This is a genomic window from Sorangium sp. So ce1153, from assembly GCF_051521595.1.
GTDB lineage: Bacteria > Myxococcota_A > Polyangia > Polyangiales > Polyangiaceae > Sorangium.
Genome location: NZ_CP150361.1, coordinates 10,709,178 through 10,734,883, shown reverse-complemented (window position 1 = coordinate 10,734,883; position 25,706 = coordinate 10,709,178). Strand labels below are relative to the sequence as shown.

Below are 25,706 nucleotides of genomic sequence, written 5' to 3'. Positions count from 1 at the left end.
AAGCCGGCCAGCGCCGCCATCAACGCGAAGACAGCTCGAAGCATAGCAGTCGAGCGGCCTTCTTGCACATTTCTGCACACATGTCGGCAGCTCGCCCCCTGCGGCCGCGCCGGTGACGCGGGTGACGCGGGTGACGCGGGTGGCGCGGGTGACGCGGGTGACGCGGGTGACCACTGCGCGCCTGACCCGACGGCGCGCGCGACGGATGGCGGGGATTCAGGTCGCGAGCTCTGCTGTCATCTGTCGCTCACGTCGCCCGCGTCGCTGGCGGGCCGCCCCGAAGTGGGTCCCTGCGCACGGCTGCGAGCGCTCGAACAGGTGGTCGGAGGTGTTCAGCGTGTTCAGCGTGTTCAGCGTTCCTCGCCGGAGGGCGGGCCGGCGGGCGAGGCGCCGCGCAGGCGGGGCCGTGCGCAACGATTGCGCGCAGGGGGCGGCGGGGCGGCGGGGCGGCGAGGCGCGGAAGGGGTACCCGAACCGGTGAGCGCTTCTCGACCGCCCCGGTGAATGGACCTAGAGTTGGCCACCATGTCGCGCAGCCAGGCCTACCGCGCCCCGTTCGCTCCTGGAGAGGAAAATGCCGTCGACGCAGCGCTCTGCGAGCGCCTCCTCTCGGTCGCCCTGTCCAAGGGAGGCGATTACGCCGACCTCTTCTTCGAGTACCGGGCGGGGGGCGGGTTCACCTTCGACGAGGGCATCCTCAAGGCGGCGTCGCGCGGGGTGTCGATGGGGGTCGGCGTCCGCGTCCAGCGCGGGGACGCGACAGGCTACGCGTACACGGAGGACCTCACCTGGGACGCGATGAAGCGCGCGGCCGAGACGGCGGCGCAGATCGCGACGGGCTCCGGCGGCACGGAGAAGATCGAGCTCCGGCGCCGCGCGCTGCCGAGCCGCTACGAGCTGCCCGTCCTCTCGCTCGACGTCCCCGGCCTCGAGAAGCGCGCGCTGCTCGAGCGCGCGAGCGCCGCGGCGCTCGCCTTCGACCCCAGCATCGTCAAGGTCGAGGCCAGCTTCGCCGAGGAGGTGCGCGAGGTGCTCGTGGCCACGAGCGACGGGCGGATGGCGCACGACGTCCAGCCGCTCCTCCGCTTCGGCGTGCGGGCGCTCGCCGAGCGCAGCGGCAAGCGCCAGGAAGGCTCGAGCGGCGGCGGCGGGCGCATGACGACGGCCTACTTCGAGGGCAAGTCGCCGGAGTGGCACGCCGAGGAGGCGGCGCGGCAGGCGGTCGCGATGCTCGACGCGCGCGACGCGCCCGCCGGCGAGATGAACGTCGTGCTCGCCCCGGGCGACAGCGGCATCCTGCTCCACGAGGCCGTGGGGCACGGGCTCGAGGCGGACTTCAACCGCAAGGGGACCAGCAACTACTCCGGACAGATCGGGAAGGATGTGGCGAGCCCGCTCTGCACGGTGGTCGACGACGCGACCCTCCTCCAGTCGCGCGGCACGATCAACGTGGACGACGAGGGCCACGAGCCCGAGCGCAGCACGCTCATCGAGAACGGCAAGCTCGTCGGGTACATGCACGACCGGCTCTCGGCCAAGCACTACGGGCTCACGCCGACCGGCAACGGGCGGCGCGAGAGCTTCGCCGCCGCGCCGATGCCCCGCATGACGAACACCATCCTGCTCGCCGGCCCGCACGATCCCGAGGAGATCGTGCGGTCCGTGAAGCGAGGGGTCTTCGCGAAGAAGTTCGGCGGCGGCCAGGTCGACATCTCGAACGGCGACTTCGTCTTCTCGTTGACCGAGAGCTACCTCATCGAGGACGGCAAGCTGACCGCGCCGCTCAAGGGCGTGAACCTCATCGGCAACGGCCCCGAGGTGCTCCGGCGCGTCACGATGCTCGGCCACGACGTCGCCACCTCCGACGGCATCTGGACTTGCGGCAAGGACGGACAGAGCGTCCCGGTCGGTGTGGGCTGCCCCACAATCAAGATCGATCTCATCACGGTCGGCGGAACGCGGATCGGCTGATTTTCAAGGCTGGAGCGGCGGGGGGAAGGTAAGCCCGGTAGCGGCATGGGTGGGTTTAGCGCGGTGCGTCTTGCCGGCCAGACGCCGCACCCGTATACGGGGCGGACATGGCGCGTCGTTCGTTCATAGCCATCGTCGGACACGGACCGGACCTGGAGCGCGATGAGGGCGCGGCGTCGGTCTTGCGCTCGCTGGGCGCTGATGTGCGGACCCTCGACCTCTGGGATGATCCGCCGCGGCTCTTCCTCGATGACGAGAGCAAGGCCCGCGCGATCGTCGTCGAGGCGCTCGATCGGCCGGACCTGGCCGCCGCAGCGCTGCGCGCCCTGCGCCGCGAGCCGCGCCTCGAGGAGGTCGGCGCGCTCGTCGCGGTGAGCGTGGCGCAGATCGCGCGCATCGAGCCGTCCAGCGGCTTCGATGACTTCCTGCTGGTGCCGTACGTACCAGCCGAGCTCTACGCTCGCGTGCGCCTGGTCGAATGGCGCCGCAGCGAGTTCGCGACCGAGGAGCGGGTGAAGGTGGGCGCGATCGTCATCGACCGCGCGGCCCACGACGTCTCGGTCGGCGGCATGCACGTGCCGCTCACCGCGAAGGAGTTCGCGCTGCTCTCGTACGTGTGCGAGCGGCGCGGGAAGGTTGTGTCGCGGACAGAGTTGCTCCGGCGCGTCTGGGGGAGCCAGTACGAGGGCGGCGCGCGGACCGTCGACATCCACGTGCGGCGCCTCCGGGCGAAGCTCGGCGCGGCGCTGCCGCTCGTCACGCTGCGCGGGGCCGGGTACCGGCTCGAGTCGCCCGTCCCCGGCTCCGGCGGGCCCGAGGGGGCCGACGCGGGCAGGGCGCTCCAGCGGGGCGGAGCCGGCGCGGAGTCCCACGGCGAGGAGCGCGGCGAGCCGCGCGACGAGGACGAGGACGAGGACGAGGAAGGCGACGACGAGGGCGACGAGGAAGGCGACGAGGACGAGGAAGGCGACGACGAGGGCGAGGCGAGCGCGCGAGGGGATCGGCGCTCGGGGACGTCGGAGTCCACCTCCACGACGACCGGCCGCGAGCGGCGCGTCACGCGATGAAGTCGCCTGACCGCCGCGCGCCGCGCGCCGCCGCTGGCGCCGGCGCGGTGCGCGGCGGAGGCCGCTCGCGCCGCGCCGCGCCGCCGGTCGTCGCGATCAGCGTCGGGTGTCCGAGCGGGGTGGGCCCCGAGGTGGCGGTGGCCGGCGCTGCGTCCGTCGAGAACGTGCGCTGCGTGCTCGTCGGCGACGAGGCGATCCTCCGGCGCGCCGCGCGGCTCGTCCGGGTCGCCGCTCGCCGGCTCGTCGTGGTCGACGGGAGCGCCGCCATCGAGCAGCTCGCGCCCGGCGAGGTGGGCGTCTGGGCGGGCAGCATGCGGCTCTCGCGGCCGAGCGCGTTCGGCCGGCCCGAGGCCGAGGAGGGGGCGGCGCAGCTCGCGTGGATCGACGCGGCGACGGACCTGGTGCGCGAGGGCGTCGCGGCGGCGCTCGTCACGGGGCCTGCGTCGAAGCACGCGATCGCCACGAGCGGCGCGCCGGGGTCGGCGGACTTCCTCGGGCACACCGAGCACCTGGGCCGGCGGCTCCGCGCGCGCGAGGTCACGATGGCCTTCGCCTCGGGCAAGCTCGTGACCGCGCTCGTGACGACGCACGTGCCGCTGCGCGAGGTGCCCGAGGCGGTGAGCCCGCGCGAGGTGGCGCGCGCCGCGGTGTGGCTCGCGCGGCTGCTGTCGGATCTCGGCCGCGAGAAGCCGCGCGTGGCCGTGGCCGCGCTGAACCCGCACGCCGGCGAGGGCGGCCTCCTCGGCGACGAGGAGCAGCGGCAGATCGCGCCGGGCATCCGCCTCGCGTCGCGGCGGCTCGCGCGCTCGGGGCAGCTGGCGGAGCTCACGGGGCCCGTCGGCGCGGAGACGGCCTTCCGGCTCGCGGCGCGGGGCGCGCTCGACGGCGTCGTCGCGATGTACCACGACCAGGCCACGATCCCGAGCAAGCTCCTCGGCTTCGGCGAGGCGGTGAACGTCACGCTGGGCCTGCCGATCGTGCGCACGAGCGTCGACCACGGCACCGCATACGACCTCGCGGGCACGGGGCGCGCCGACCCGCGCGGCATGCGCGAGGCGATCGCGCTCGCGGCGCAGCTCGCGGCCGCGCGCTGACGCGCGGATCCTCGCTGGCGACCGCGCGCTGACGCGCCGGACGGCGCGTCAGCGCGTCTGAGCGCGTTCCTCGATCATGGCCATCAGCCGCTCGAGCGACGGCAAGCTCACGCCGCGCTCACGACCGAGCGCGACGATCGTGGCGCCCATCGCGAGGTGCTGCTCGCGGAGCTTCGGGCCGAAGTGGACGTCGAGGAAGCGCAGCGCCTCGGGGGCCAGGAGGCGCGCGAGCGCGGCGCCAGGCTTCAGCGTGAGCGGTCCGATGGCGCTGGTCAGGAGCTTCGTCCAGGGGGCCACCTTGCCCAGCCGCTCCGCGAGCGCCACGCACTCCTTCGTGGCGTGCAGCGCAGTGCTGAGCACCTCCTCGTTCGCGACGAGGGCCCCGGTGCCGCCGCCCGCGTCGATGGCGGCGATCAGCGGGAAGAACGCGGTCGTGGTGGCGACGTTCTGCGCGCCGACGTCGCGATCGAGCTGCGCGGGGAGATCGGCGCTCGTGAGGCGGCGCGCGAGCTCGTCCAGCAGCGGGCGCTCCGCGGGGAAGCCGCCCTCCTCGTCGATGAGCGTCGAGGCGAACCCGACGATCCAGTAGCGGACCACGCCGCGCTCATCGAGGTAGCCCGAGACGCTCGGCATCGCGGGGGTGATGCGGCGCACGGCCGCCTCCTCGAGCGCCGTGCGCTCCGGGGGCATGAGCGGCGTGAGCACAACGACGGGGACGGCTGGACCGCCGCGGAGGAGATCCGCGACCGTCCTGCGCCCGGCCTCGCGCGGCGCGGCGCCGCCGGGGTCAGCCCGGGGAGCGAGCTGATCGAAGCGGACGGCGACGAGGACGACCTCGGTGTCGGCCGGGATGTCGGCCGCGAGGCGCGGGCGCTCGAGCGTGTCGCGGCGATCGGCGCTGTTCACCTGCTCGATGACGAACGGCCGTACGTCCGCGACCCGCTCGGGACGGACCACGAACGTGACGTCGTCTCCCTGGGTGGCGAGGCGCACGCCGTAGACTCGCCCGAGCGCGCCAGCGCCCACGATGCTGATCCGCATGGCTGCCCTCGGTAGCCTGCGCGGCGCCGGGCGGGAAGAGGCCGCCGCCGGCGCGCAGCGGAACGGGCGGCTCAGAACGTGCGCTTCGAGTCGATGAGGATGGTGACCGGTCCGTCGTTCTCGACGAACACGCGCATGTCGGCGCGGAAGCGGCCGGTGGCCACCTCGAGGCCGCGCGCCCGCAGGGCGGCGACGAAGCGGTCGTACAGCGCCTCGGCGCCCACGGGCTCCATCGCGCCGTCGAAGCTCGGCCTGAGGCCGCGGCGGACGTCCCCGAAGAGCGTGAACTGGCTGATCGCGAGCACCCCGCCGCGCACGTCCGCGAGCGCTCGCGACATCTTGCCGGCCTCGTCGCTGAACACCCGCAGGCCCGCGACCTTGTTCGCGACGTGGTCGGCGTCCGCTTCGTCGTCGTCCCGGGCGGCGCCGACGAAGGCCACGAGGCCGCGCTCGATCGCGCCGACCACCTGACCGTCGACCTCGACGCGCGCGGCGAGCGCGCGCTGCACGACCGCGCGCACGGCTAGCGGTGGGCTGCGCGCGGGGCGGCGGCGGGCTCGGCCCCGCTGCCCGCGCTGAGCCCGAGCTCGCGCATCAGCTTGGCGGTGAGCTTGAAGTAGGTGCTGCGATCGTAGGGCTGGTTGAGGATGTGGAAGTCCTTGCGCACGAGGCCGACGCAGCCGAAGCAGTAGGTGCAGCCGGTGCAGTCGACCGAGCGCACGAGGTACGACGACTGCGTGCACCGCTCGGACGCGACGCAGTGGCTGCACGCGATGAGGTCGCGGCAGCCGCGGCAGTGCGTGCTGTCCGAGCAGCGCTGCGCGTCGACGCAGAAGTGGCACCGCTGCAGCGCCTTCGAGTTGCGGCAGAACGTGCAGTCCACGCAGCGCTCGCACGCGACGCACTCGACGCACCGCTCGTTGCCGGTGCCCGTCTCGAACCCCTGGATCAGCTTGCGGAGCTCGGCCTCGAATTCCGCGCGCGTCATTCCGCCTCGCCGCTCGCTGCGGAGATGCCGCCGTCCACGGCCGCGCCGGGCGCGATGGCCTGGGGGCTGGACGGCCGCGCCTGGAAGCCGGGATCGGCGGACGCGCCGCCCGCGCTCGGGGCCTCGGGCCTGCCGCTCACCTGGCGCCGCAGCCGCTCGGCGGCCTCGCGCGTCGCGGGCTCCTCCGCGAACTCCTCGATGCGCCGCAGCCGCGACTCGAGCACGGTCTTCCGCTTCGGCAGCTCGCCGACGAGGATGCCCGAGAGCTCGTCGATCGCCTGCTGGATGCGCTGCTCGTCGCTGTGCTCGAGCAGCTGCAGGTACACGTCCTGCTCCGCGGGGAAGGTGTGGCCGGCGCGGAGGAAATCGTTCGCGGCCTTGGAGATGTTGGGCCGGCCCGACGCGCAGAGCAGCTTCGACAGGAGCCGCTGGCGCTCGACGGCCTTCGGGTCGCTCTGCGGAGGCGGCGCGAGGACGATGCGCCCCGGCGTCTTGGACGCGGAGTCGCGCCCGGACTTGATGCGCCCGCCCTTGCCGTCGTCCGCCTCCGGCTCCTTGCGCGGGGAGAACAGCGCCTCGAGCGCGGCGCGGTGTTGCTTCGCCGCCTTCCGGTCCTCGCCGGTCTGTGTTGGGCGCGGCAGGCCCGCGCTGTTCGGCTGACCCCGGCCATAGGCGGTGTGGAGCTCGGGATTGTGCCAGACCTTGGTTGCGTCTCTACGAATTCGGCGCATGTCGTGCCCCTGCTGACCTCGGAGCGATCATGGACGCGCCACCGGGTTCGGCTTCCGCATCCCGCGTGTGGCGCCCCGCTTGCATCGATGGTGTGGTGAATGAGGCTGGTGCGTGTTGGACCGGGCTTCCCCCCGCGATCCGCGATGGCCCGGACGATGGTTGCTAGGGACGCGACGCCTGTGTCTCCGCCGATGGTGTCGATCGAGGAGGACGGGCCGCGCCGCAGTGCGCCGAGAGGTACCCGGCCGCGGACCGCGTGATGAGGGGCTCTGCCCCCATGCACCCCGGATCCGCGCTCACGACCCGACCGCAGTCGCGAGGCAGCTGGTTCCTACCACAGCCTCTGGTCAGCGCCGCAGAAAATTGGGCCGCCCTCCGCACTTCATGACAATCCGGTCCTCAGAGGTCCTCGATCCCCTTCTGAATTCTGAGCTTCCGCGAGGGGCGTCCTGGAGACGCTGTGTCGAGGTCGCTGACCTCGTCCCAGGTCGATTCAAGAAGCGGACCGCCGACTGCCTTTCCCAATTCCCCATCGCACGGGCGGGCGGCGACGCCATGTCTGGGAGATCCGATCCCAGGGTGGATGACATTCGCACCCGGCCCGACTGGAGCTTTCCATGATGAGCCTTCGATCCGTGAGCAGTGCGGGCGCGGCGCCGCGGGCCGCAGGGGAGGCCATGCGCAACGCGGAGCCGCGGGCGCGCCTCACGCGTGCTCGCGCTGCCGTGCTGGCAGCGCTGGTGAGCATCGCGGTGCCGGCCGTCCCGGCGGGGCCGCTGCACGCGGAGCCGCTGCCCAGGGCGCACGCCGCCGGCAAGGCCGGAGAAGGAGAAGACGCCGGCGCGGGTAAACAGGCCCGTCGCGAGCGTTCGCCGGCGAGCCCCGCTGGGGAGGAAGCGGAGCACGCGCGCCGGACAGAGACGCGGGCGAGGGCTCGCCGCGGCGACGGCGGGGACGAGAAGAAGACGAGCGGCGCGGCGAGCCGGAAGGGCCGCGCCCGCGAGAAAGCGCCGCACGCGGCGGAGAGCGCGGCCGGGAAGGAGACCGGCTCGGCGAAGGCGGGCAAGGCGAAGCGGAAGGAGAAGAAGAGGGCGGCGCGCACGGTCGAGAGCAAGCGGCGCGCGACGAAGAAGGGGGTGAGCAGGGAGGCGCCTCCGAAGCCGTGCCTCGGGCCGACGCTCTCGATCGATCGCAGCGGGATCGAGCCCGAGCGCCTCGAGCTGGTCGACTGCGCGGGGAAGCCGCGCGAGGCGGCCCGGCGCGCCCTCTCCTTGCTCGCTCGACCGTGGGGCACGCCACGGCCGGTGCTGCCCGACGAGCGCGCGTCGGCGCGGAAGACAGAGGCGGTCAGCCACAAGCGGCGGACGGCGCGGACGACGCCGACGACGCCCACGACCGCCGACAGGCGGGAGGCGGCCAGAGACAGGCCAGCAGGGGCGCAGGCCGGAGAGGTCGCGCCCGGCGTGCGGCTGCTCGATCCGGGGCTGCTCTCCCGCATCGACGCGCTCGCGCGGCAGCACCCGGGGCGGCTCGTGTCGCTCGTGAGCGGATACCGCCCGCAGAGCCAGGGCAGCCTGCACCAGACGGGGCGGGCGCTCGACCTGCGCATCGCGGGGGTGCGCAACGACGAGCTCGCGGCCGCCTGCCGCAAGCTCGCGGATACGGGGTGCGGGTACTATCCGAACAGCTCGTTCGTGCACGTCGACGTGCGCGCGCCGGGGACAGGGAGCGTCTCCTGGATCGATGCGTCCGGGCCCGGCGAGGTTCCCCGCTACGTCACCTCGTGGCCGCCGCCCCAGGAGGAGCAGCGGGCGGCGACGAACGGCGTGTCCAGCGAGGACGCCGAGGAGGTGCTCCGGCGGGAGCGCCGCGAGCAATCCGCGACGGCGGAGAAGGCGGCGCCGGAGAGGGCGGCGGGCGCGGCGCCGGAGAAGGTGGCGAGCGCGGCGCCGGTGACAGCAGCGAACGCCGTGCTGGAGAAGGTCGCGAGCGCGGTGCCGGAGAAGGCGGCGAGCGCGGTACCGGAGAAGGCGACGGGCGTGGCGCCGGAGAAGACGACAGGCGCTGCACCGGAGAAGGCGGCGAGCGCTGCACCGGAGAAGGCGGCGAGCGCTGCACCGGAGAAGGCGGCGAGCGCTGTACCGGAGAAGGCGGCGAGCGCGGCGCCGGAGAAGGCGACGGGCGCGGCGCCGGAGAAGGCGACGGGCGCGGCGCCGAAGAAGACGACGGGCGGCGCCCTGTAGTATCAAGGTGCGATGGGCATCACGATCCCTCGCCGGCACGCCTCCGCGGTCGCCGGCAGCTTCGGTCCGCTGGCGGTACATCGTCACGAGGTCGTGGCCGCGGGCGCCTCCTATACCGCCTTCACGCTGGAGCTCGCCGACTGGATCTCGGTGGCGGCGATCACCGATGCAGGGGAGTTCGTCCTGGTGCGGCAGCACCGGCACGGCGTCGACGCGGTGACCATCGAGACGGCAGGCGGCCTCGTCGATCCCGGGGAGGAGGCGGCCGTCGCGGCGCCGCGCGAGCTCCTGGAAGAGACGGGATATGCCGCGGCGTCGCTCGAGCCGCTCGGGTGGGTGCACCCGAATCCGGCGCTCCAGGCGAATCGCTGCTTCCTCTACCTGGCGCGAGGGGCGCGGCGGATCGGCGAGCCCGCGGGCGACGAGCACGAGAGCACCGAAGCGGTCTTGATGAGCGCAGAAGAGGTGACCGCAGCGATGCAGGACGGCCGGATCAGCCACTCGATCGCGGTGATCACCCTGCTGCGCGCGCTCGCCGCCACGACGGCAGCTCCGCGCTGACCGCGGCGCCTTCGAGGCGGGCAGCCGGTGCGGCTGGGTGGCGGTGGGAACCGCTCCCGAGGTCCAGAGATCGAATCTTCAGGGTGGCAGAACGGGATCGGCGCTCTGCAGAGCGAGATTTCGAGTCGCTTGAACGAAATCTCGGGTCGCGGTTCCAGGAAAATGCCTCCGGTGCACGGGATCGGAGGTCTCGAGGTCGCGCGGCGGGGTCGAGGCATATCTCCAGACCCGGCGCGCGGTTCTCGAGAGCCAGGATTTCGTTCTCGAGAGCCACGATTTCGTTCCAGAGACCCCCCTCGGCGGACCTCGAGACCCCGCTTTCCGTTCTCGAGACCCCCCTCCGCGGACCTCGGGACCCTGCTTTCCGTTCTCGAGACCCCCCTCCGCGGACCTCGGGACCCTGCTTTCCGTTCTCGAGACCCCCGCCGGAGGTTCGCGAGAGCGGATTTTACGCTCGCTCGACCGCCGGCGCCGTTCAACGGACCGAAGTTTCCGAGCGCCGGCGTGAGCGAGGAGCGCGCGCCGGCTGAGCTGGGAGCGCGCGCCGGCTGAGCTGGGAAGTGTCGGTACGGCCAGGGCGATGGTCCCCCCGCCCCGAGCCGATCGCCCCGAGCCGATGCCGGAGCGCTCGGTGAGTATTGCCCCGGGAAGCCGCTCGATGCCTCCGGATGACTCGCAACCCTGTGCCCGCAGCTGCACGAGCAGCCCGAGCGTCATCCGACGGATGCGATAGCGAAGGAACAGTGACCCGATGATCTTTTTGAGCGCTGATCGACGTACGTAGAGAATTCATGGGTCGATGTCGCAATGCTGATGGGCCGGCGTGGATCTCCGCATGACCGCTTGTCGCGCCGGAATTGCCTGGATAGGGTGTCCGGCCGCTGAGAATGGCGTCGTCATGCATCGTCCGGATGCCGGCGCCGGGCGCGCTATCGAGCACCGCAACGCGCCCTGCTCGCGTGCCCGCCCTCTCTGCATGGAGGCTCAGGAGACAAGATCATGCGACGCCTGCTCTACAGCCCGCTCCTCGCGCTTGTTCTGCTGCTGGAGTGTCCGATCTCAGCGGCGGCGGAGCCGCCGCTCCCACGGCGCCCGGCGCCGACCAAGGCGGAGCAAGACCTGCAGGAGCAGGCCAGGCGCCTGGTCAACGAGGGCCGGATCGCGGACGCGCGAGACGTTCACCTGACGCTGTGGCGGCTCACCGGGAGCGCCTCGGACGCGTTCAACGTCGGCATGCTGTCGTTCCGGCTCCACGAGTTCCCGACGGCGGCGGAGTTCCTCACGATCTACTTCGACAGGGTCGGCACGCCCGAGGCGCCCAAGATCTGGGTCCCGCCGGGCTTCAAGGACAACTACGAGCTCGCGCGGGCCAACTTCGCCGAGGCGCGCCGGCACATCGGCGCGCTCGAGGTACGCGTGAGCGAGCCCGGCGCCGACGTGCTCGTCGACGGACGACAGGTCGGCGTGTCGCCGCTGACGTCTCCCGTCTTCGTCGCTCCCGGCCAGCATCGCGTCAGCGCGCAGCTCGCCGGCATCCATGTCGAGCAGCCGATCGCGGTGGAGGCCGGCAGCGAGCGGACCGTCTGGCTGGTGCTGGACACCCGGGCCAAGGCTTCAGGCGCCGCGGCGACGGCTCCCGCCGGCCCTCGATCGAGCAAGACGGGGAGCTTACCGGGCAGCACGGTGGCGCGGCGTTTCAGGACAGAGCCCGCGGTGCGCTGGTGGACCGTGGGGGCGCTGGCCGCCACCTCCGCGGCCCTGGGAGTTGTCGGGGGCGTCGCGGTCGTCAAGGCCAACGCGGCGGCCGATGAGCGCCAACACGCGCATCGACGCGTGCTCGCCATGAGCTCGGGCGGGTGTCCGGGGGGTGGCCCGGCCTGCGACGCGTTCACGGCCGCCGACGGGGATGTCAAGACCATGACGGGCCTGGCCGTGGGCGCCTTCATCGGCGCCGGCCTGGCCGCTGCCGGCGCGGGGGTGGCGGCCTACGTGCTCGGCCCGGAGGCGTCGGTCCAGGTCGGGAGCGCGCCGGGGGCGCTGGTGACCGTCTCCTGGTAAGGCGCTTGGTCATCGCGCGCGAGGAGCGATGATAAATTTACTGCGCTCATGGGAATGAGTGTGGCGTAACAGGATGTCTCGAGGACTCCACCCCCCGCTCTCTCGGTCTGGTAGGCTCTTGCGCCATGTGGAAGGAGCTTGGCGCGAGCGGGGTGCTGCTTGTCATCGGAGCCCTGTGGGGCGCGTGTGCCGGCGAGACGCACGTGGACGTCGAGGTGAACGGCGAGATGGCCTGCGACGACCAGGCGGACTGCGACGCGTGGGGCTTCGGCTGGGAGTGCGCGGGGGGAGCCTGCTGGTGTCCCGAAGGCACGGCGTGGTGCTGCGCGCAGGAGCCAGGCTCGGATTCTTGCAATAGAGCGTGCCACTCGCCCGGCGCGTGTACCGATGAGCATCACGTGGACGCGCCGGCGAGCTGCGAGATCCCCGAGGACTGCCCGGGGCCGGCGTCCCCGCGGTGCGGCAGGCCGACATGCGTCGCGAACGTTTGTGGTCTTGCTCTGGCGCCGGAGGCCGCGACGCAGCGCGCGGGCGACTGCGTCGTGGTCAAGTGCAGCGAGAAGGGCGAGGCGTTCGACGCGCCGGATCCCGGCGACGTCTTCAACGATGGCAACGAGTGCACGATCGACCGGTGCGACGAGGTCAGGATGAGCATCGTGAACGAGCCGTACCCTAGGGGAACGGCGCCGGAGAGCTCGGGGTACTGCGACGGCCAGGGCCACTGGGTGGGATGTTTGCTGAACGCGGACTGCGGCCATCCAGAGCTGATCTGCTCACGAGGCGGGTCATGCATCCTGAGACATTGCGAGGACGGGATCCTGAGCACCTTGCAAGGGGAGACGGCGATCGACTGCGGCGGTCCATGCGATCCCTGTCCCTCGGGGCAGCCATGCAACCAGGGCACGGATTGCATCGAGGGCGTCTGCAGCGACAATCGATGCGCCCGGGCCGCCTGCGACGATGAGGTCCGCAACGGCTCCGAGGGCGATGTCGACTGCGGTGGGCCTTCATGCGTGCCGTGCGGCCGCAAGAAGAGGTGCGCCGTGCACGACGACTGCGCGAGCGGCGTGTGCTCGCTCGGCCAATGCCAGGAGCAGACCTGCGGCGACGGTGTCAAGAATGGCACCGAGTCAGACGTCGACTGCGGCGGCGTATGCCCGCCGTGCGGCACCCACGCGGCGCGGAGCGAGACCTCGGCGAGCGGCGAGGGGACGTGATGAAACGCCTGTGCGCTGCCTCCGCGGTGCTCGCCCTCGTGGCGAGCTGGGTCGCATGCTCCGGGGACGGTCCCGGAAACGGCGCATCGGCCTCGGGATCGAGCTCCGGCTCCTGGGACAAGTGCCACGATCCAGGTGGGCCGTGCAGGACCGCCGAGGACTGTTGCCTGCTCTGGGATCGACGGTGTGGGGACAAGATCTGCGACCAAGGGGTCTGCGCGATCGACCTGGCGCGTGAGCCCGAAAGCCAGGCGCGCGGCGACTGTATCCTGGTGATGTGCGACGCGTCAGGGATAACGTACAACGTGCCGGCACCTGATGATCCCGACGACAACGACGATCCCTGCATCGTGGATTACTGCGACGGCATGCGGCCAACGTTCCGCATGGTGCCCAAGGGCCCGGCGACCGACGGATCCGGCTTTTGCGATGGGGACGGCCATCTCGTCGAGTGCGCCGAGACGTCCGATTGCAACGACCCGTCGCTCAAGTGCTCGGCGCGTTTCAAGTGCGTTCCGCCGCACTGCGACAACCTGGAGCATGATTCGTCCCTCGGCGAGTCCGACGTGGACTGCGGCGGCCCGTGCGATCCATGCCGCCGCGGCTACGCGTGCAACCACGACGAGGACTGCACGATGCTCTCATGCGGGCCCGACCACACGTGCATGCGGGCCACCTGCGACGACGGCAGGAAGAACGGCGACGAAACGGACATCGATTGCGGCTTCGACGCCTGCGGCGTCCCGTGCCCGGAGGGGGCGAGGTGCGCGATCGATGCGGATTGCACGACCTCGTCCTGCTTCGGCGGCACGTGCCTGCCACGCACCTGCGAGGACGGCAAGAGGAACGGCGACGAGGACAACATCGACTGCGGGGGGAGCGACTGCCCGCTCTGCCGGTAGGCAACGCCAATCGGCGGGTGGGCCCGCAGCGAGATCGGCTCTTTCCACCGCGGCTGCGTGGGGCAAAGGTAGGCTTGATACGGCGGAGCTGCCCCCGGGCATGACGGCGCGCCGGCGAGCTGTCGCTCCCCGGCGCGCCACCTAGCCAGCCTGGCTTTCTCCGGGGCGGCCCTGCATCGGGCTACTCGTCGTCGTCGAGCTCCTCATCCTCCTCGCTGAGCTCCTCCTCGTCGCCAGTGTCCTCTTCCCCGCCGGTTTCCTCCTCGTCGCTGCTTTCCTCGTCGTCGCCGAGCTCCTCCGCCTCGCTGGCATCCTCCTCCTTCTTGTCCGTCGAGCTGCGCTTCGCGGTGGTGAGGCCGAGCTTGAGTTGCGCCTTGACGCCGAACACCTGCCGGAAGGTCGTGGCCCAGTCGTTGAACCAGTCGCGGAGATCGTCGAGGCCTTCACGCTGCGCCTTGTGCGCCTTCGCGAGCTCGGCGACCGGCACCTTGCGCTGCGGCAGCGGTCCCCCGCCGACCTCTAGCTTGCCGAGCATGTCGCGGACGTCCTTCAGCTTCTCCTCGGTCAGGCCGCGCTTGACGAGCGTCTTGCGGACCTCCTTCGCGTCGGCATCGTTGCTCTGGGAGAGGCCGTCGAGGCGGGAGAGGAAGGTGCGGACGGACACGATGACCGCCGGCCCGAGGGGCTGCTGCTCGAGGTTCTTGAAGAAGGCGGCCTCGAACGCCTCGCGGCGGTCACGGGGGACGACACGGCGAATGACGACCCGGGTGCGCGGGAACCACGTGTTTTCGAAGGTGTCGACGTCCTGGAGCAGGCGGAGCCGCTCCGCGCCTTCCACGACCCCGCCATTCGCGACCTCGTCGAAGAGGTGCTCGAGCGGCTTCGCCTCGCCCGAGGCGAGCCGGAGGAGCCGCCATCCTTCGCGATGCTCGTCGGCGGTGTAGCCCTCGCGCCGGGCGCGAGCGCTGAAGGGTGCTGTCTGTATATTGACCAGCAGCTTGAGGGAGCGCTCGAGCAGATCCTGCTCCGCGGCAGTGAGGACGAGCGGTTGCGGCGTCTCCTCGGCGGTGTCGGCCGGCGCCGACTTGGCAGATGTTTTCTTCGGGGACTTGGGCTTGGCCATGAGATGATCCTCCGTTGCTGGCGACGGTAACGGAGGTTCCCGCGGGGGACACAACCGCCTGTGGGCGGCCGGATTGTGCTTGCTCGCAGGATCGTCGGGCGGGGCCGGGTCGGGGTGAGGGGGATCACGGTCGGCCTTGACGAGGCGCGACCTTTTCCTGTAGGACGAGTATGGCTCGACTTGAATCCCGCATCGTGCTGCCGCTGGGGCAGAGCGGAGATCTGTCGGCGCGTGAGCGGGAGGTTGGGCGATGGCGAGGGATCGGGGTATCTCGCTGGAGGAGTTCGCGCGCGTGCGAGCCCTGCTCGACGCGGGTCAGCCGAAGCGCGAAGCGCTGGCGACTCTCGGGCTCGACGCGAGCCGCTGGAACGAGGTCGAGGAGGAATGGCTCGCATCTCTCGCGGACGAGGTGGAGCGAGGTGAGTCCTTGAGCTTGCGGACGTTCGAGGGGGCTTACCGCGTAGCATGGGGGCAGCTGGGTTTGCGCGACCCGGGACCCGCGACCGCGCTGGACGACGCGCCGGGAGAGGAGCCCGAGAGCGAATCCTATGCGACGTCGACTGCGCTGCTGAACGCTTCTACATTCGCTCCGAAAGAGGCGCTTCCCTTCCACGCGGCTAGAGAGGCGCAGCAGCCCGGCGCGTTCGAGAAGACGAGCGCCGGTGCTCACGCGCCGGAGTTTGGCGACACGGCAGATCCTGGCGCCACGCAGCTACTTCCCGCGAGCGCCCGGCCGCTCCCCGAAGAAGAGACGCTGCCGCTCTCCGGGGCGACGTTGCTGCCGGCCGCTGCCGTGCCGTTCCGGCGCACGCCGTAGCTTCCAGGCGGGAGCGTCGTGGTGTGGCGGGGCGCGACGTCGAGCTTGGGAGAGCTCCCGGAGAGGTTTGACAATGATCGCAGCGAAGTGGGGTGATCCCGTCCTCGGCATCGACATTCACATGGTGATGGTGCCGACGCCCGCCGGGCCTGTGCCGACGCCGCTGCCGCACCCGTTCATCGGTGTGGTGTTCGATCCGATGGGCGCGGCGATGAGCGCCGTGATGGGGGCTGTCTTCGGCGGAGGGGGCGCGGTGCGCGTCAATGGCATGCCCGTCGGGAACACGGGCACCGAGGTGAAGGGAGTGCCGCATTTCCCCACGCCGCCGGGCGTGTCCTTCGCGCCGAACGATATCCCTGGCAACGACGGGACTTTGATCACGGGCTCCAAGACGGTCGACTTCGAGGGCTCGAGCCAGAGCCGGACGACGTCCATCGTGATGAGCTGTAACTTCCCGATCAACCTGCCGACGAGCGTGTGCCTCGCGGTGCCGATGGGGGCGCCGGTGGTGATCGGCGGACCCGAGGCGGTGGACTTCGCGGCGGCGGCGACGCAGGCGATCCGGACGAAGTGGGTGTCGAACAAGCTGCACGCGCTCACCGGGGCGACGAAGGGCTCGTGGCGCAGCAAGGTGATCTGTTTTTTGACAGGGCACCCGGTGGACGTGATGACCGGCGAGCTCATCGCGGAGGCAGTGGATTTCGAGCTGCCGGGGATGATCCCGATCGTGTGGGAGCGCAACTACCGGAGCCGGCAGACCGACGAGGGGACGCTCGGCGCCGGATGGAGCCACCCGTTCGAGGAGAGCGTGGAGGAGACGGCGAGCGGGGTGGTGCTGCGGCTCGCAGACGGGCGGCCGAAGGAGCACCCGCCGCTGCGCGTGGGGGCCTCGGACTGGGACGGCGAGGACCGGTACACGCTGACGCGCACGGACGGCGGGTACGAGAAGCGCGGCGCGGACGGGTTGCGCGCGGTGTACACGAAGCCCGCGGGGTCGCGGCGGTTCGTGCTGTCGCGGCTCGTTGACCGGTCGGGGAATGCGGTCGTGCTGAAGTACGAGCGCGGGTTCCTGCGGGAGGTGGTGGACACGGCGGGCCGCGTGCTCGAGGTGCGGTGGACGCGGGAAGGGCGCATGGAGGGGGTGTACTTCGAGGGCGAGCCGCTCGTCCGCTACAGCTTCGACGCGGAAGGTCGGTTGTCGGCAGCGACGGATCCGCTCGGGCACGCGCTGCGGTACGAGTACCGCGGCGGGGTGATGGTCAAGGAGACCCGCAAGGGCGGGCTCTCCTTCCACTTCGCGTGGAACTGGTACCACCCGGAGGGGTGGTGCGTGCGCACCTGGGGGGACGGGGGCATCTACGATCGCCGCATCACCTACGACGAGCACCGGCACTTCACGTCGGTGGAGGACGGGCGCGGCGGGATCACGCAGTACTGGGGGAACGCGCTGGGGCTCGTCGACAGGATGGTGGATCCAATGGGCGCCGTGACCGAGTACGCGTGGGATGCGTACTGCCGGAAGACGTCGGAGACCGATGGGCTCGGGAACTGGAGCGCATGGGAGTACGACGCGCGGGGGAACTGCGTGCTGCACCGCGATCCGCTCGGGCACGAGACGCGGATGGAGTACGACCGAGAGGACCAGCTCGTGCGGCTCGTCGATGCGGCGGGCGGAGAGTGGGCAGCTGCGTACGACGCGCGTGGCAAGCCGGTGTGGGCGCGCAACCCGGCGGGGGCTGTCACATGGTACGCACACGACGAGCAAGGGCGGCTGGCGGGCCTGGACGACTCGGCGGGGCGGCGGGCACGGATGCGCTGGACGTCGCGGCACGACCTCGCCGAGATGACCGACGGCGAGGCGCGGACGACGCGCTTCGAGCACGACGCGCGGGGGCGGCTCGTGAAGGTGGTCGACGCGGGCGGGCGGGTATCGCGCGCGGCGCGAGACAAGCTGGGGCGCATCACGCACCTGGAGCGCGCGGACGGCGAGCGGCTGTCGATGGCGCGGGACGCCGAGGGCAACGTCGTCGAGGAGGTGGACGCGCTGGGGCGGCGGGTGGTGATGCGGTACGCCGGCATGAACCGGCTCGTGGAGCACACCGATCCGATGAAGTACACGGTGCGGTTGCACTACGACAAGGAAGAGGACCTCGTCGCGGTGGAGAACCAGCACGGCGAGCAGTACCGGTTCGAGCTGGATCGAGCGGGGCGCGTCGAGGCGGAGATCGGCTTCGACGGGCGCAGGCACCGGTACCTGTACGACAAGGCCGGGCGGACGCTGCGCGTGCTGGGGCCGGACTACAGCGTGACGCAGATCGAGCGCGACGCGCTCGGGAGGATCACGAGGAGGACGCTGAGCGCGCCGCTCGGCGGGGACGCGCCGCTGGAGGAGACGTTCGCGTACAGCGCGCTGGGCGAGCTCGTGGAGGCGCGGTCGGGCGACGTGAACGTAGTGCTGGAGCGCGACGGGGTGGGGCAGGTGGTCCGCGAGCGGCGAGAGGTTGGCGAGGCGCGCTACGAGGTGGAGAGCCGGTACAACGATGCGGGCTTGCGGGTCGAGCGGCAGACCGATCTGGGACATCGCGCCGAGTACGCGTGGAACAAGGCGGGGGAGCTGGCCGGCGTGCGGGCAGGGCCGAGCTCGCGACTGCTGTCGCCGGCGATCGTGAGCTTGAAGCTGCCGCTGCTGGAGATGTCGGACTGGGAGATGAGGATCGAGCGCGACCCGCTCGGGCTGGAGCTCGCGCGGCGGCTCCCGGGAGGGGTGGTCGCGGCGTGGAAGCGCGACGCGTTCGGGAGGCCGGCGCTGCAGCACGTGCTCACCGGGGCGAAGGCGTCGAGCGCGGGGACCGACGTGATGCGCGTGGGGTACCAGTGGGAAGGGCCGGAGCAGATCGCGGCGCTCATCGATACGCAGAAGGGTGCGACGCGGTTCACGCACGATCCGCGGGGGCACCTGATCGCGGCGCTGTTCCCGGACGGGACGACGCAGCACCGGCAGAGCGACGCGGTGAGCAACCTGTTCCGGAGCGCGGACCGGAAGGATCGGGTCTACGGGCGCGGGGGCGTGCTGCTGCGGGCGGGAGGGACCGAGTACCGGCATGACGGGGCGGGGAACCTGATCGAGAAGCGGCTCGCGGATGGGAGCCGGTGGACGTACCGGTGGGATCCGGCAGGGCGGCTGCGGGAGGTTGAGCGGCCGGACGGCAAGAGGGTGGCGTTCGCGTACGACGCGCTGGGGCGGCGCGTGCGGAAGGAGTTCGATGGGGCTGCCACCGAGTACGTCTGGGATGGGGACGACCTCGTGCACGAGCGCGTCCGGAGGGCGGATGGGACGCTGGAGCCGCTGGTGACGTGGATCTTCGAGCCAGGGGCGTTCGCGCCGGTCGCGAAGTTTGAGGGGAGAAAGCGGTACAGCGTAGTCATCGACCACCTCGGCACCACAGCGATGCTCATGACCGAGGCGGGGCAGGTGGCGTGGAAGGCGCAGCTCGACCTGTACGGGGTGCCACGGGAGGAGCTCGCCGCGAAGGCGACGGAGTGTCCGTGGAGGTATCCGGGGCAGTATGAGGATGCGGAGACGGGGCTGTATTACAACAGGTTCAGGTACTACGATCCAGAGTGCGGGAGGTATATCAGTCAGGACCCAGTCAGGCTCAATGGAGGTGTGGCGCAGTACGGTTATGTAAAAGATGTGCTGGCGTGGCTGGATCCTCTAGGGCTCACGTCGTGCTCTGATGTGGCACGTAAGCTGGCAGCGCGTATCTCCTCGAAGGTAAAGGTCTATGGAAAGTGCTTTGAATTTGCTGCGCGACTGCAGAAATCGCTTCAGAATAAGGGAATTTCTGGAAGCTTGATCGAAATACAGGTGCCGCCTCGAATGCTAGTCTATTCGGATGCTGTTGGCCGTCTCGGTGATATTGGGCAGCCGCATCGGGCTATTCGTGTAGGGGATATGGTCTTCGACAATTTGAGGCCACAAGGGATTTCGTATCAGGAATTTATCAAAGATTTGGGCGGGGACCTGTTGTTCGGTAAGCCTGGTGTTGGTATCACAGAGACAGTGTTCTGAATCTGGAGGGAGTATGCCGTTCAAGGTTGATGAGCCGTGGCTGTTGCCGTTTCTTCGGTGTGTGCGCCAGCGTCCGGGTATGTATCTCGGAAACAATTCGGTTAGAACGCTGGAGACTTATATTTTGGGGTACACGCAGGCTCGGATCGACTTGGGTATTCCGGAGTTTGGGGCTGGCGAGTCGGCGCTGCTTGAGTCGTTCGGGAAGTGGCTCGCAAGTGCGTCAACGAGTCGAATGAATCTTGGTTGGGCAGGGTATGTTGAGTTTGTCGATCCGTCGTGTGATAATGTGCACACTTTTTTTAAGAAGTTCGATGAATTTTTGAGAGAGCAAGGTATGTCGCTGGATGAGGGGATGGCAGATGCATGGCCTCCAGATGGCTGGACTACGAAGGGCTAGCCATCGCCGAATTTCCCTCCATGAGGCGGTGGTCCGGTCGCTGATGCTGCATCGGGGGGGCATTGCGCGCTGTAGCTCGATACGTTGAAAATTGTGGTGGCTGCCACAAGGAAGATTCGAACGAACGATGCTGCAACAAATAGATTTCACGTTCCACTGGGACGGCGGCGGCCCGTCATGGAACCACCTCCACGTCGTCGGCTTCGTCATCGAAGACGCCCTGAGCACGCCGTACCAGGCGCGGATCACCCTGCAGGCTCGCGGGCAGGACGATGAGGTCGACCCGGCCGACCTCGCCGGCAAGCTCGCGACCCTGCGCATCCTGACTGGCGCCGAGCCGCCGCTCCGCTTCGTCCACGGGCTCATCGTCGAGGCGGTCGAGCTGGGGCCCTCGGTCCTCGGCATGACCTACGAGGTCGTGCTCATGCCGCCGCTCGTCCGCGCCATGCACCGCCGCCGGAGCCGCATCTTCCTGAACAAGACGACACGCCAGATCCTCCAGGCGGTCCTCAGTGGCGATTCGCGGATGCAGCCCGGAGATCCGCCACAAGGCGCAGCAGAACCAGCCGACCCGTTCGTGACGCCCGGCGAGACGTTCGCCTTTCGCATGCGCGACCCGGGGCGGCTCGACGACCCCAACACGCGGCCCTATTGCGTGCAGTACGAAGAGAGCGACTTCGACTTCATCGCCCGCCTGCTCGAAGAGGACGGCATCTCGTATCATTTCGAGCACACGGACCGCTCCGTCGTGCTGGTGCTGTCCGACAGCGATCAAGGCCGCTTCAAGCTCTCGCCGTTCGACCCGCTCACGCCCCACACGATCGGACGCCACCTGGACAACGTCCGTCTCGGCAGCCGCCTGCGCCCGACGCGGGTCAGGCTGACGGATTACAACTGGGAGAAGCCGAACCTCGACATGGCGGCCGAGGCGAGCGCCGGTGACGGCGACCTCTTCGTGGCGGAGTACCCCGGCCGGTACGCCGACGCGCCCAAACAAGGCAAGCCGATCGCGCGGGCGCTGCTCGAGCGGCTCCAGACCGAGGCGCGCTTCGCCACGGCCGAAGGGGCCTGCCGGCTCCTCGGCGCGGGCACCCTCTTCGCGCTGGATCACCCGGTGGACCGCTACGACGGCGAGTACCTCGTCACCCGCGCCGAGCTTCGCGGCGCCGCCGAGGGGGAGCTCGCGGGCGGCTTCGGCGTGCGAAGGGACCCCGGTACCCCGGATGGCGCGCCGTTCTGGGCGCGCGTGGAGTGCGCGCGCCGCGGCACCGCCGGGCGCGTGGAGGAGTCGAGGTTCCGGCCCGCGCGGCGCACCCAGAAGCCGCGGATCCACGGCTCCCAGACGGCGCTCGTCGTGGACGAGCCGAGCGCGCGCGGCGCCGAGATCCACGTCGGAGGGCCCGCGGGCAACGAGAACGGGTGCGTGCGGCTCAAGTTCCATTGGGACACCGAGGTGGAACGGCACCGGAAAGAGCCCGCGAGCTGCTGGGTCCGCGTCAGCCAGAGCTTCGCCGGCGCGGGCGGCGGCGCGGTCTTCCACCCGCGCGTGGGGACCGAGGTCGTCGTCGAGTTCATCGACGGCGATCCGGATCGACCCCTCGTCACGGGGCGCGTCTACAACGGGGTGCAGAAGCCGCCCGCCGCCGGCAAGGGCGCGGCGACCGTGAGCACCTTCAAGTCGATGTCGAGCCCGGGCGGCAAGACGCACAACGAGCTGTCCTTCGACGACACCGCCGGCAAGGAGCAGATCAAGCTCTCGGCCGGCAAGGACATGAACACCGACGTCGGCAACAACCGCAGCGAGACGGTGACCAACGACTCGACCTCGACCGTGAAAGTGAACCGCTCCGAGGAGACGGGCTCGAACCGGAAGGCCCACGTGGGGGGCAAGAACGAGGAATCCGTGGACGGGGACGAGCGCATCACCGTCGGCGGGCGCCAGACCCTCACGATCACGAGCGGACAGGAGATGACCGTGACCGCGGACCGCAAGGTCACGGTGACCGGCCCGCACGAGGTGAGCACCGGCCCGGAGACGTACACGGTGAATGGGCCACAAACGGTCACCGTGACCGCCGCAAAGACGGAGACGGTCGGTGCGACCCTGGACCTCTCGGTGACGTCCCCGATGACCGTGAACGCGGCGGCCCGGCACACGCTGAACACGCCGGTGGAGACGGTCAATGCGACGATGATGACCATCAACAGCACGGTCACCACGATCAACGCGACCACCGTGGCGGGGATCAACTCCACCGTGCTGAGCGCCGTGGCGACCGGACCGGTCACCCTGCAGGGCGCGATCATCACAGCGACAGCGGCAGGCGAGATCGTGCTCTCGGGCGGGGGCAGCGCCATCAAGATCTCCGCGGGGGGCGTCGAGATCACCGGCGGCGCCATCAAGATCGCCGGGGGCACCGTGGACATCACGGGCAGCGTCGTGAAGGTGAACTGAGGTCGCCGCCGTGGACCCGATCACGCTCGCGGCGCACCGCTTCCGGAGAGAGTGGCAGGCGTTCTGGTCTCCGCCGCCCGGTCACGAGCGGAGCGGGCCGAACGCGCTGCGCGTCAGGACAGGCCCGGCAGATCGGAGAGACTGGCTGAAGACGCTCCGGTGGATGGAGTGGCAGCCGGACAACCGGCACCCCTTCGTGGTGGTCGAGGCGCCCTTCACCGGGGAAGCGGCTTACGTCGAGGCGATCGCCGAGCGGCTCGACCGAGACCTCGCCACGCTTCGAGAGGGGCTCGCGGAAGATGGGGTGGTGCTCCCGCCGCTCGCTCCGTCGACGGGGCCCATCGACGTAGGCGCGCTGCGGCGGCGCCTCGTGGAAGCCGGGCGGACCGCAGCCGGCGTGCTCGCCGGCCTCGTCGTGGTGCTCGCGCCCGCCCGCGTCGACCATGCAGCGGCGTACCGCGATCTGATCGCGCGCCTCGTGGCGGTGTCGAACGGAACCACGCTGCGCCTCGCCGTGCTCGACGTGCCCGGCAGCGATATCGACGCGCTGCTCCCCGGCAGCGCCAGGTTCGAGATCGATCAGGCGGCGCTGCTCGATTCCTTGAAGCAGATCGGGGGCGGTGGCGCGCCACCGTCCGCGGAACGCCAGCCGAAGCTGGCTCCCCAGCAGAAGGACGCGGTGGAGCGGGCCCTCGGCCGGAAGATCGCCTCGGAAGACGCTGGCGCTTCCTTGCGCCGGCTGCTGCTCGACGGTGGCAAGGCGATGCAGGACGGCGCCTTCAAGCTGGCGGTGCGCAAGCTGCGGGCCGCGCGCATGCTCTGCCATCTGAGCGGCCTCGGGCAGGAGGAAGCCGCAGCATCGATCGCGCTGGGCAGCGCCGCGACCGCGGCGGGTGACCCGCGCGCCGCGCTCGCCGCCTTTCGCCAGGGCAAGGCGCTAGCGCTCGCCGCCGGGCACCGGCTGCTCGGGGCTCACGCGGCGCTGGGAGAGGCGGGCGTCCTCCTCGCAGCAAAACGCCTGGCCGAAGCGCGCGAAGCGTATGCGGAGGTCGCGCGCCTGGGCGAGGAGGCGCCGGCGCTCGTGCTCGAGGCGATGCGCATGCACGGCGAGTGCTCGCGCCTGGAAGGTCAGCCCGCGCTGGCGAAGCGGACGTGGGAGGACGCGCTCGCGTTCGCCGAGTCGCTCGACCCCGGCGTGCGGAGGACGACCTCGTACGCTGCCGTGGGGGTCGCGCTTGCAGAGCTCCTGCGGAAGGTCGGGAGGCCGGTGGAAGCGCTCGCCACGGAGCAGCGTGTGCTGCGGCTCGGCACGACGGTCAAGGAAGCCTCGGCGTGAGAGCGAGAGCGCTCTCATCGAGGTGAGGCTCCCGAGAGCGGTACGGGTTCCTGGGAGTGCGAAGACCTCATCGGCATCCTTGAGTCGAAGGCTGAAGTAGCGCGGCCTACTGCGCCAGAGCCGATCATGGCTGGCTTCACTGGCAATCGTGTAGCGGAGAGCACTCCCGCCGTGCGCGCAGGTTGACACGGTCGGATCTCTCGCGTCTTGATGCGCGCCCTTCGCCGATCCGCCCCGGGGGCCTCTCGGGAGCAGCGCGGCGGAGCGCAGCAGTGATCCTCGTGGGGGGAACCATGGAGATCTGATCGATGAGCCGTGTTCTTCGGCGGACCGCACTCCTTGCTTGCGCCGGCGTCGTTCTGCTCACCGGGTGTAGCAGCGCCTCCCCCGCGCCGGCCGACCGCGTGACCGATGCGCACGGCAACAGCGGCGGGAGCGATGGAGTCGGGGGCGCTGGGCCCGGCGGCGCAGACGGCGCTGGCGGCGCTGGCGACGCGCCCGCCCCCAGCTGCGACGAGCTCTCGGCCACGCTCCAGGGCGCGCTCGACGGGGCCATGGAAGCCCAGCGACTCCCCGGCGTGGCCGCCGCCGTCCACGTCGGCGGGTGCAGCTGGCTCGGCGCCGCCGGCGTGGCCGACGCAGAGGCCGATCTGGCGATGCAGCCGGGTGATCTCTTCCGCGTCGGGAGCATCACCAAGACCTTCGTCGCCGCCCTGGCGCTGATGCTCCGCGCGGAAGGACGGCTGTCGCTCGACGACGCTGTCTCCAGGTACGTGGACGGCGTCCCCCGCGGCGAGCAGATCTCCGTGCGGCAGATCTTGAACCACACGAGCGGGCTCTTCGACTTCACCGAGAGCGACGCGTTCTGGGCCGCGGCCCTCGAGGACCCGACGCGCACGTGGACGCCCGCGGAGCTCATCGAGATCGTCGCGTCGAAGCCGCCGTATTTCGAGCCGGGGCAGGGGTTCGCCTACTCGAATACGAATTACATCATCGCTGGCCTGCTCATCGAGGCGGCCTCGGGGGAGCCCGTCGGCGAGCTGCTCCGCAAGCGCGTCCTCGAGCCGGCGGAGCTCGCGCACACCTACCTCGACGGCGCCGAGCCGGCCCTGCCCGGCCTCGTGCACGGCTACGGGCGGAGCCGAGGGGAGCTCGTCGACACGACCTCCGCGGTCGACCCGTCCGCGGCCGGCACGGCGGGCGCGCTCGTCTCGACCACGAGCGATCTCACGAGCTTCTACCGCAAGCTGCTCGACGGCACGCTCCTCGGCCCCGCCGAGCTCGCAGAGATGACCACGTGGGTGGACGCGCCGCTCGGCGAGGTCAACGGATACGGCCTCGGCCTGTCGCGCCGTGAATCATCGCTCGGCGTCCAGTACGGACACGACGGCAGCATCTGGGGCTTCACGTCGTCGTCTTATTACGCAATCGACAGCGACGCTTCTATCACCGTGCTCGTCAACCTCGAGAGCGGCGACGCCGGCACGATTGTCGATGATCTGTCGAACGTCCTGATAATGCCCTGAACCGCGCGGGGCCGGTCGCCTCGATTCCGACACGAGCGCGCGCTCACGAAAACACCGCGAGGGCCGCGCGCTGTCCACCGCCTGCACACGCGATGCGGCGCTG

General features: G+C 70.7%; 19 protein-coding genes. 14 read left to right on the top strand and 5 right to left on the bottom strand.

Features of this window, described 5'->3' with window-relative positions; all coding sequences use genetic code 11:
• The first annotated feature begins 525 nt into the window (after positions 1-525).
• The 3 genes from WME85_RS38830 (at position 526) to pdxA (ending at position 4,132) form a co-directional block, all read left to right on the top strand.
• Positions 526-1,971: a TldD/PmbA family protein gene (locus WME85_RS38830; protein WP_437619957.1), complete on the top strand. Its 1,446-nt coding sequence runs from the start codon at positions 526-528 to the stop codon at positions 1,969-1,971.
• A gap of 107 nt (positions 1,972-2,078) precedes the next feature.
• Positions 2,079-3,038: a winged helix-turn-helix domain-containing protein gene (locus WME85_RS38825; RefSeq protein ID WP_437828370.1), complete on the top strand. Its 960-nt coding sequence runs from the start codon at positions 2,079-2,081 to the stop codon at positions 3,036-3,038.
• The gene (pdxA, locus tag WME85_RS38820; RefSeq protein WP_437828368.1) at positions 3,035-4,132 is read left to right on the top strand and encodes a 4-hydroxythreonine-4-phosphate dehydrogenase PdxA; all 1,098 of its coding nucleotides are present in this window, start codon (positions 3,035-3,037) and stop codon (positions 4,130-4,132) included. Before WME85_RS38825 ends, pdxA begins: the two co-directional genes overlap by 4 nt.
• Before the next feature lie 48 nt (positions 4,133-4,180).
• Here pdxA and WME85_RS38815 read toward each other — a convergent pair whose 3' ends face one another.
• The 4 genes from WME85_RS38815 to WME85_RS38800 form a co-directional block, all read right to left on the bottom strand.
• Positions 4,181-5,173 (bottom strand): ketopantoate reductase family protein, encoded by a 993-nt coding sequence (locus WME85_RS38815; protein ID WP_437828365.1) that lies wholly within the window; start codon positions 5,171-5,173, stop codon positions 4,181-4,183.
• A gap of 71 nt (positions 5,174-5,244) precedes the next feature.
• Entirely contained in the window at positions 5,245-5,694 is a 450-nt protein-coding gene (gene dtd / locus WME85_RS38810) for a D-aminoacyl-tRNA deacylase (protein WP_437828364.1), read from the bottom strand.
• A gap of 2 nt (positions 5,695-5,696) precedes the next feature.
• A complete protein-coding gene (locus WME85_RS38805; protein ID WP_436621478.1) occupies positions 5,697-6,161 on the bottom strand; it encodes a hypothetical protein in 465 nt (154 codons plus the stop codon).
• Positions 6,158-6,892, bottom strand: a complete 735-nt coding sequence (locus WME85_RS38800; RefSeq protein WP_437828361.1) for a hypothetical protein — start codon at positions 6,890-6,892, stop codon at positions 6,158-6,160. Before WME85_RS38800 ends, WME85_RS38805 begins: the two co-directional genes overlap by 4 nt.
• A gap of 618 nt (positions 6,893-7,510) precedes the next feature.
• On the opposite strand from WME85_RS38800, the gene WME85_RS38795 reads away from it, so the two are divergent.
• The 5 genes from WME85_RS38795 to WME85_RS38775 all read left to right on the top strand — a co-directional run bounded on the left by WME85_RS38795 (position 7,511) and on the right by WME85_RS38775 (position 13,874).
• Positions 7,511-9,136, top strand: a complete 1,626-nt coding sequence (locus WME85_RS38795) for a YcbK family protein (RefSeq protein WP_437828358.1) — start codon at positions 7,511-7,513, stop codon at positions 9,134-9,136.
• Positions 9,137-9,148: 12 nt separating this feature from the next.
• The gene (locus WME85_RS38790) at positions 9,149-9,697 is read left to right on the top strand and encodes an NUDIX hydrolase (protein WP_437828356.1); all 549 of its coding nucleotides are present in this window, start codon (positions 9,149-9,151) and stop codon (positions 9,695-9,697) included.
• Between the two features lie 999 nt (positions 9,698-10,696).
• Positions 10,697-11,755 carry a hypothetical protein gene (locus WME85_RS38785; protein WP_437828353.1) on the top strand — a complete coding sequence of 353 codons (1,059 nt, stop codon included), beginning with the start codon at positions 10,697-10,699 and terminating at the stop codon, positions 11,753-11,755.
• A 125-nt stretch (positions 11,756-11,880) separates the two neighbouring features.
• The gene (locus WME85_RS38780) at positions 11,881-12,972 is read left to right on the top strand and encodes a hypothetical protein (protein WP_437828350.1); all 1,092 of its coding nucleotides are present in this window, start codon (positions 11,881-11,883) and stop codon (positions 12,970-12,972) included.
• A complete protein-coding gene (locus tag WME85_RS38775) occupies positions 12,972-13,874 on the top strand; it encodes a hypothetical protein (RefSeq protein ID WP_437828348.1) in 903 nt (300 codons plus the stop codon). The genes WME85_RS38780 and WME85_RS38775 overlap by 1 nt, the downstream gene beginning before the upstream one ends.
• A gap of 181 nt (positions 13,875-14,055) precedes the next feature.
• On the opposite strand, the gene WME85_RS38770 is transcribed toward WME85_RS38775, so the two are convergent.
• Positions 14,056-14,997, bottom strand: a complete 942-nt coding sequence (locus WME85_RS38770; RefSeq protein WP_437828346.1) for a hypothetical protein — start codon at positions 14,995-14,997, stop codon at positions 14,056-14,058.
• 250 nt (positions 14,998-15,247) lie between these two features.
• Between WME85_RS38770 and WME85_RS38765 the strand changes: the two genes are divergently transcribed.
• From WME85_RS38765 to WME85_RS38740, 6 genes are all read left to right on the top strand, one after another.
• A complete protein-coding gene (locus tag WME85_RS38765) occupies positions 15,248-15,814 on the top strand; it encodes a hypothetical protein (RefSeq protein ID WP_437828345.1) in 567 nt (188 codons plus the stop codon).
• 73 nt (positions 15,815-15,887) lie between these two features.
• Positions 15,888-19,886: a DUF6531 domain-containing protein gene (locus tag WME85_RS38760; RefSeq protein WP_437828343.1), complete on the top strand. Its 3,999-nt coding sequence runs from the start codon at positions 15,888-15,890 to the stop codon at positions 19,884-19,886.
• Positions 19,887-19,899: 13 nt separating this feature from the next.
• Positions 19,900-20,286: a hypothetical protein gene (locus tag WME85_RS38755; protein ID WP_437828341.1), complete on the top strand. Its 387-nt coding sequence runs from the start codon at positions 19,900-19,902 to the stop codon at positions 20,284-20,286.
• A gap of 127 nt (positions 20,287-20,413) precedes the next feature.
• Positions 20,414-22,741 (top strand): type VI secretion system Vgr family protein, encoded by a 2,328-nt coding sequence (locus WME85_RS38750; protein WP_437828339.1) that lies wholly within the window; start codon positions 20,414-20,416, stop codon positions 22,739-22,741.
• A gap of 10 nt (positions 22,742-22,751) precedes the next feature.
• Complete coding sequence (locus WME85_RS38745; protein ID WP_437828337.1) at positions 22,752-24,077, top strand: hypothetical protein; 1,326 nt, start codon at positions 22,752-22,754, stop codon at positions 24,075-24,077.
• 308 nt (positions 24,078-24,385) lie between these two features.
• Complete coding sequence (locus tag WME85_RS38740) at positions 24,386-25,603, top strand: serine hydrolase domain-containing protein (RefSeq protein WP_437828335.1); 1,218 nt, start codon at positions 24,386-24,388, stop codon at positions 25,601-25,603.
• Positions 25,604-25,706: the final 103 nt, after the last annotated feature.

What these genes read in the sequence shown, in the direction of transcription:
- WME85_RS38755 (WP_437828341.1), top strand. Translation starts at nt 19,900, where the DNA reads ATGCCGTTCAAGGTTGATGAGCCGTGGCTGTTGCCGTTTCTTCGGTGT.
- WME85_RS38765 (WP_437828345.1), top strand. Translation starts at nt 15,248, where the DNA reads ATGGCGAGGGATCGGGGTATCTCGCTGGAGGAGTTCGCGCGCGTGCGA.
- WME85_RS38750 (WP_437828339.1), top strand. Translation starts at nt 20,414, where the DNA reads ATGCTGCAACAAATAGATTTCACGTTCCACTGGGACGGCGGCGGCCCG.
- WME85_RS38795 (WP_437828358.1), top strand. Translation starts at nt 7,511, where the DNA reads ATGATGAGCCTTCGATCCGTGAGCAGTGCGGGCGCGGCGCCGCGGGCC.
- WME85_RS38780 (WP_437828350.1), top strand. Translation starts at nt 11,881, where the DNA reads ATGTGGAAGGAGCTTGGCGCGAGCGGGGTGCTGCTTGTCATCGGAGCC.
- WME85_RS38760 (WP_437828343.1), top strand. Translation starts at nt 15,888, where the DNA reads ATGATCGCAGCGAAGTGGGGTGATCCCGTCCTCGGCATCGACATTCAC.
- pdxA (WP_437828368.1), top strand. Translation starts at nt 3,035, where the DNA reads ATGAAGTCGCCTGACCGCCGCGCGCCGCGCGCCGCCGCTGGCGCCGGC.
- WME85_RS38815 (WP_437828365.1), bottom strand. Translation starts at nt 5,173, where the DNA reads ATGCGGATCAGCATCGTGGGCGCTGGCGCGCTCGGGCGAGTCTACGGC.
- WME85_RS38790 (WP_437828356.1), top strand. Translation starts at nt 9,149, where the DNA reads ATGGGCATCACGATCCCTCGCCGGCACGCCTCCGCGGTCGCCGGCAGC.
- WME85_RS38785 (WP_437828353.1), top strand. Translation starts at nt 10,697, where the DNA reads ATGCGACGCCTGCTCTACAGCCCGCTCCTCGCGCTTGTTCTGCTGCTG.
- WME85_RS38800 (WP_437828361.1), bottom strand. Translation starts at nt 6,892, where the DNA reads ATGCGCCGAATTCGTAGAGACGCAACCAAGGTCTGGCACAATCCCGAG.
- WME85_RS38805 (WP_436621478.1), bottom strand. Translation starts at nt 6,161, where the DNA reads ATGACGCGCGCGGAATTCGAGGCCGAGCTCCGCAAGCTGATCCAGGGG.
- WME85_RS38775 (WP_437828348.1), top strand. Translation starts at nt 12,972, where the DNA reads ATGAAACGCCTGTGCGCTGCCTCCGCGGTGCTCGCCCTCGTGGCGAGC.
- WME85_RS38740 (WP_437828335.1), top strand. Translation starts at nt 24,386, where the DNA reads ATGAGCCGTGTTCTTCGGCGGACCGCACTCCTTGCTTGCGCCGGCGTC.
- WME85_RS38830 (WP_437619957.1), top strand. Translation starts at nt 526, where the DNA reads ATGTCGCGCAGCCAGGCCTACCGCGCCCCGTTCGCTCCTGGAGAGGAA.
- WME85_RS38825 (WP_437828370.1), top strand. Translation starts at nt 2,079, where the DNA reads ATGGCGCGTCGTTCGTTCATAGCCATCGTCGGACACGGACCGGACCTG.
- WME85_RS38770 (WP_437828346.1), bottom strand. Translation starts at nt 14,997, where the DNA reads ATGGCCAAGCCCAAGTCCCCGAAGAAAACATCTGCCAAGTCGGCGCCG.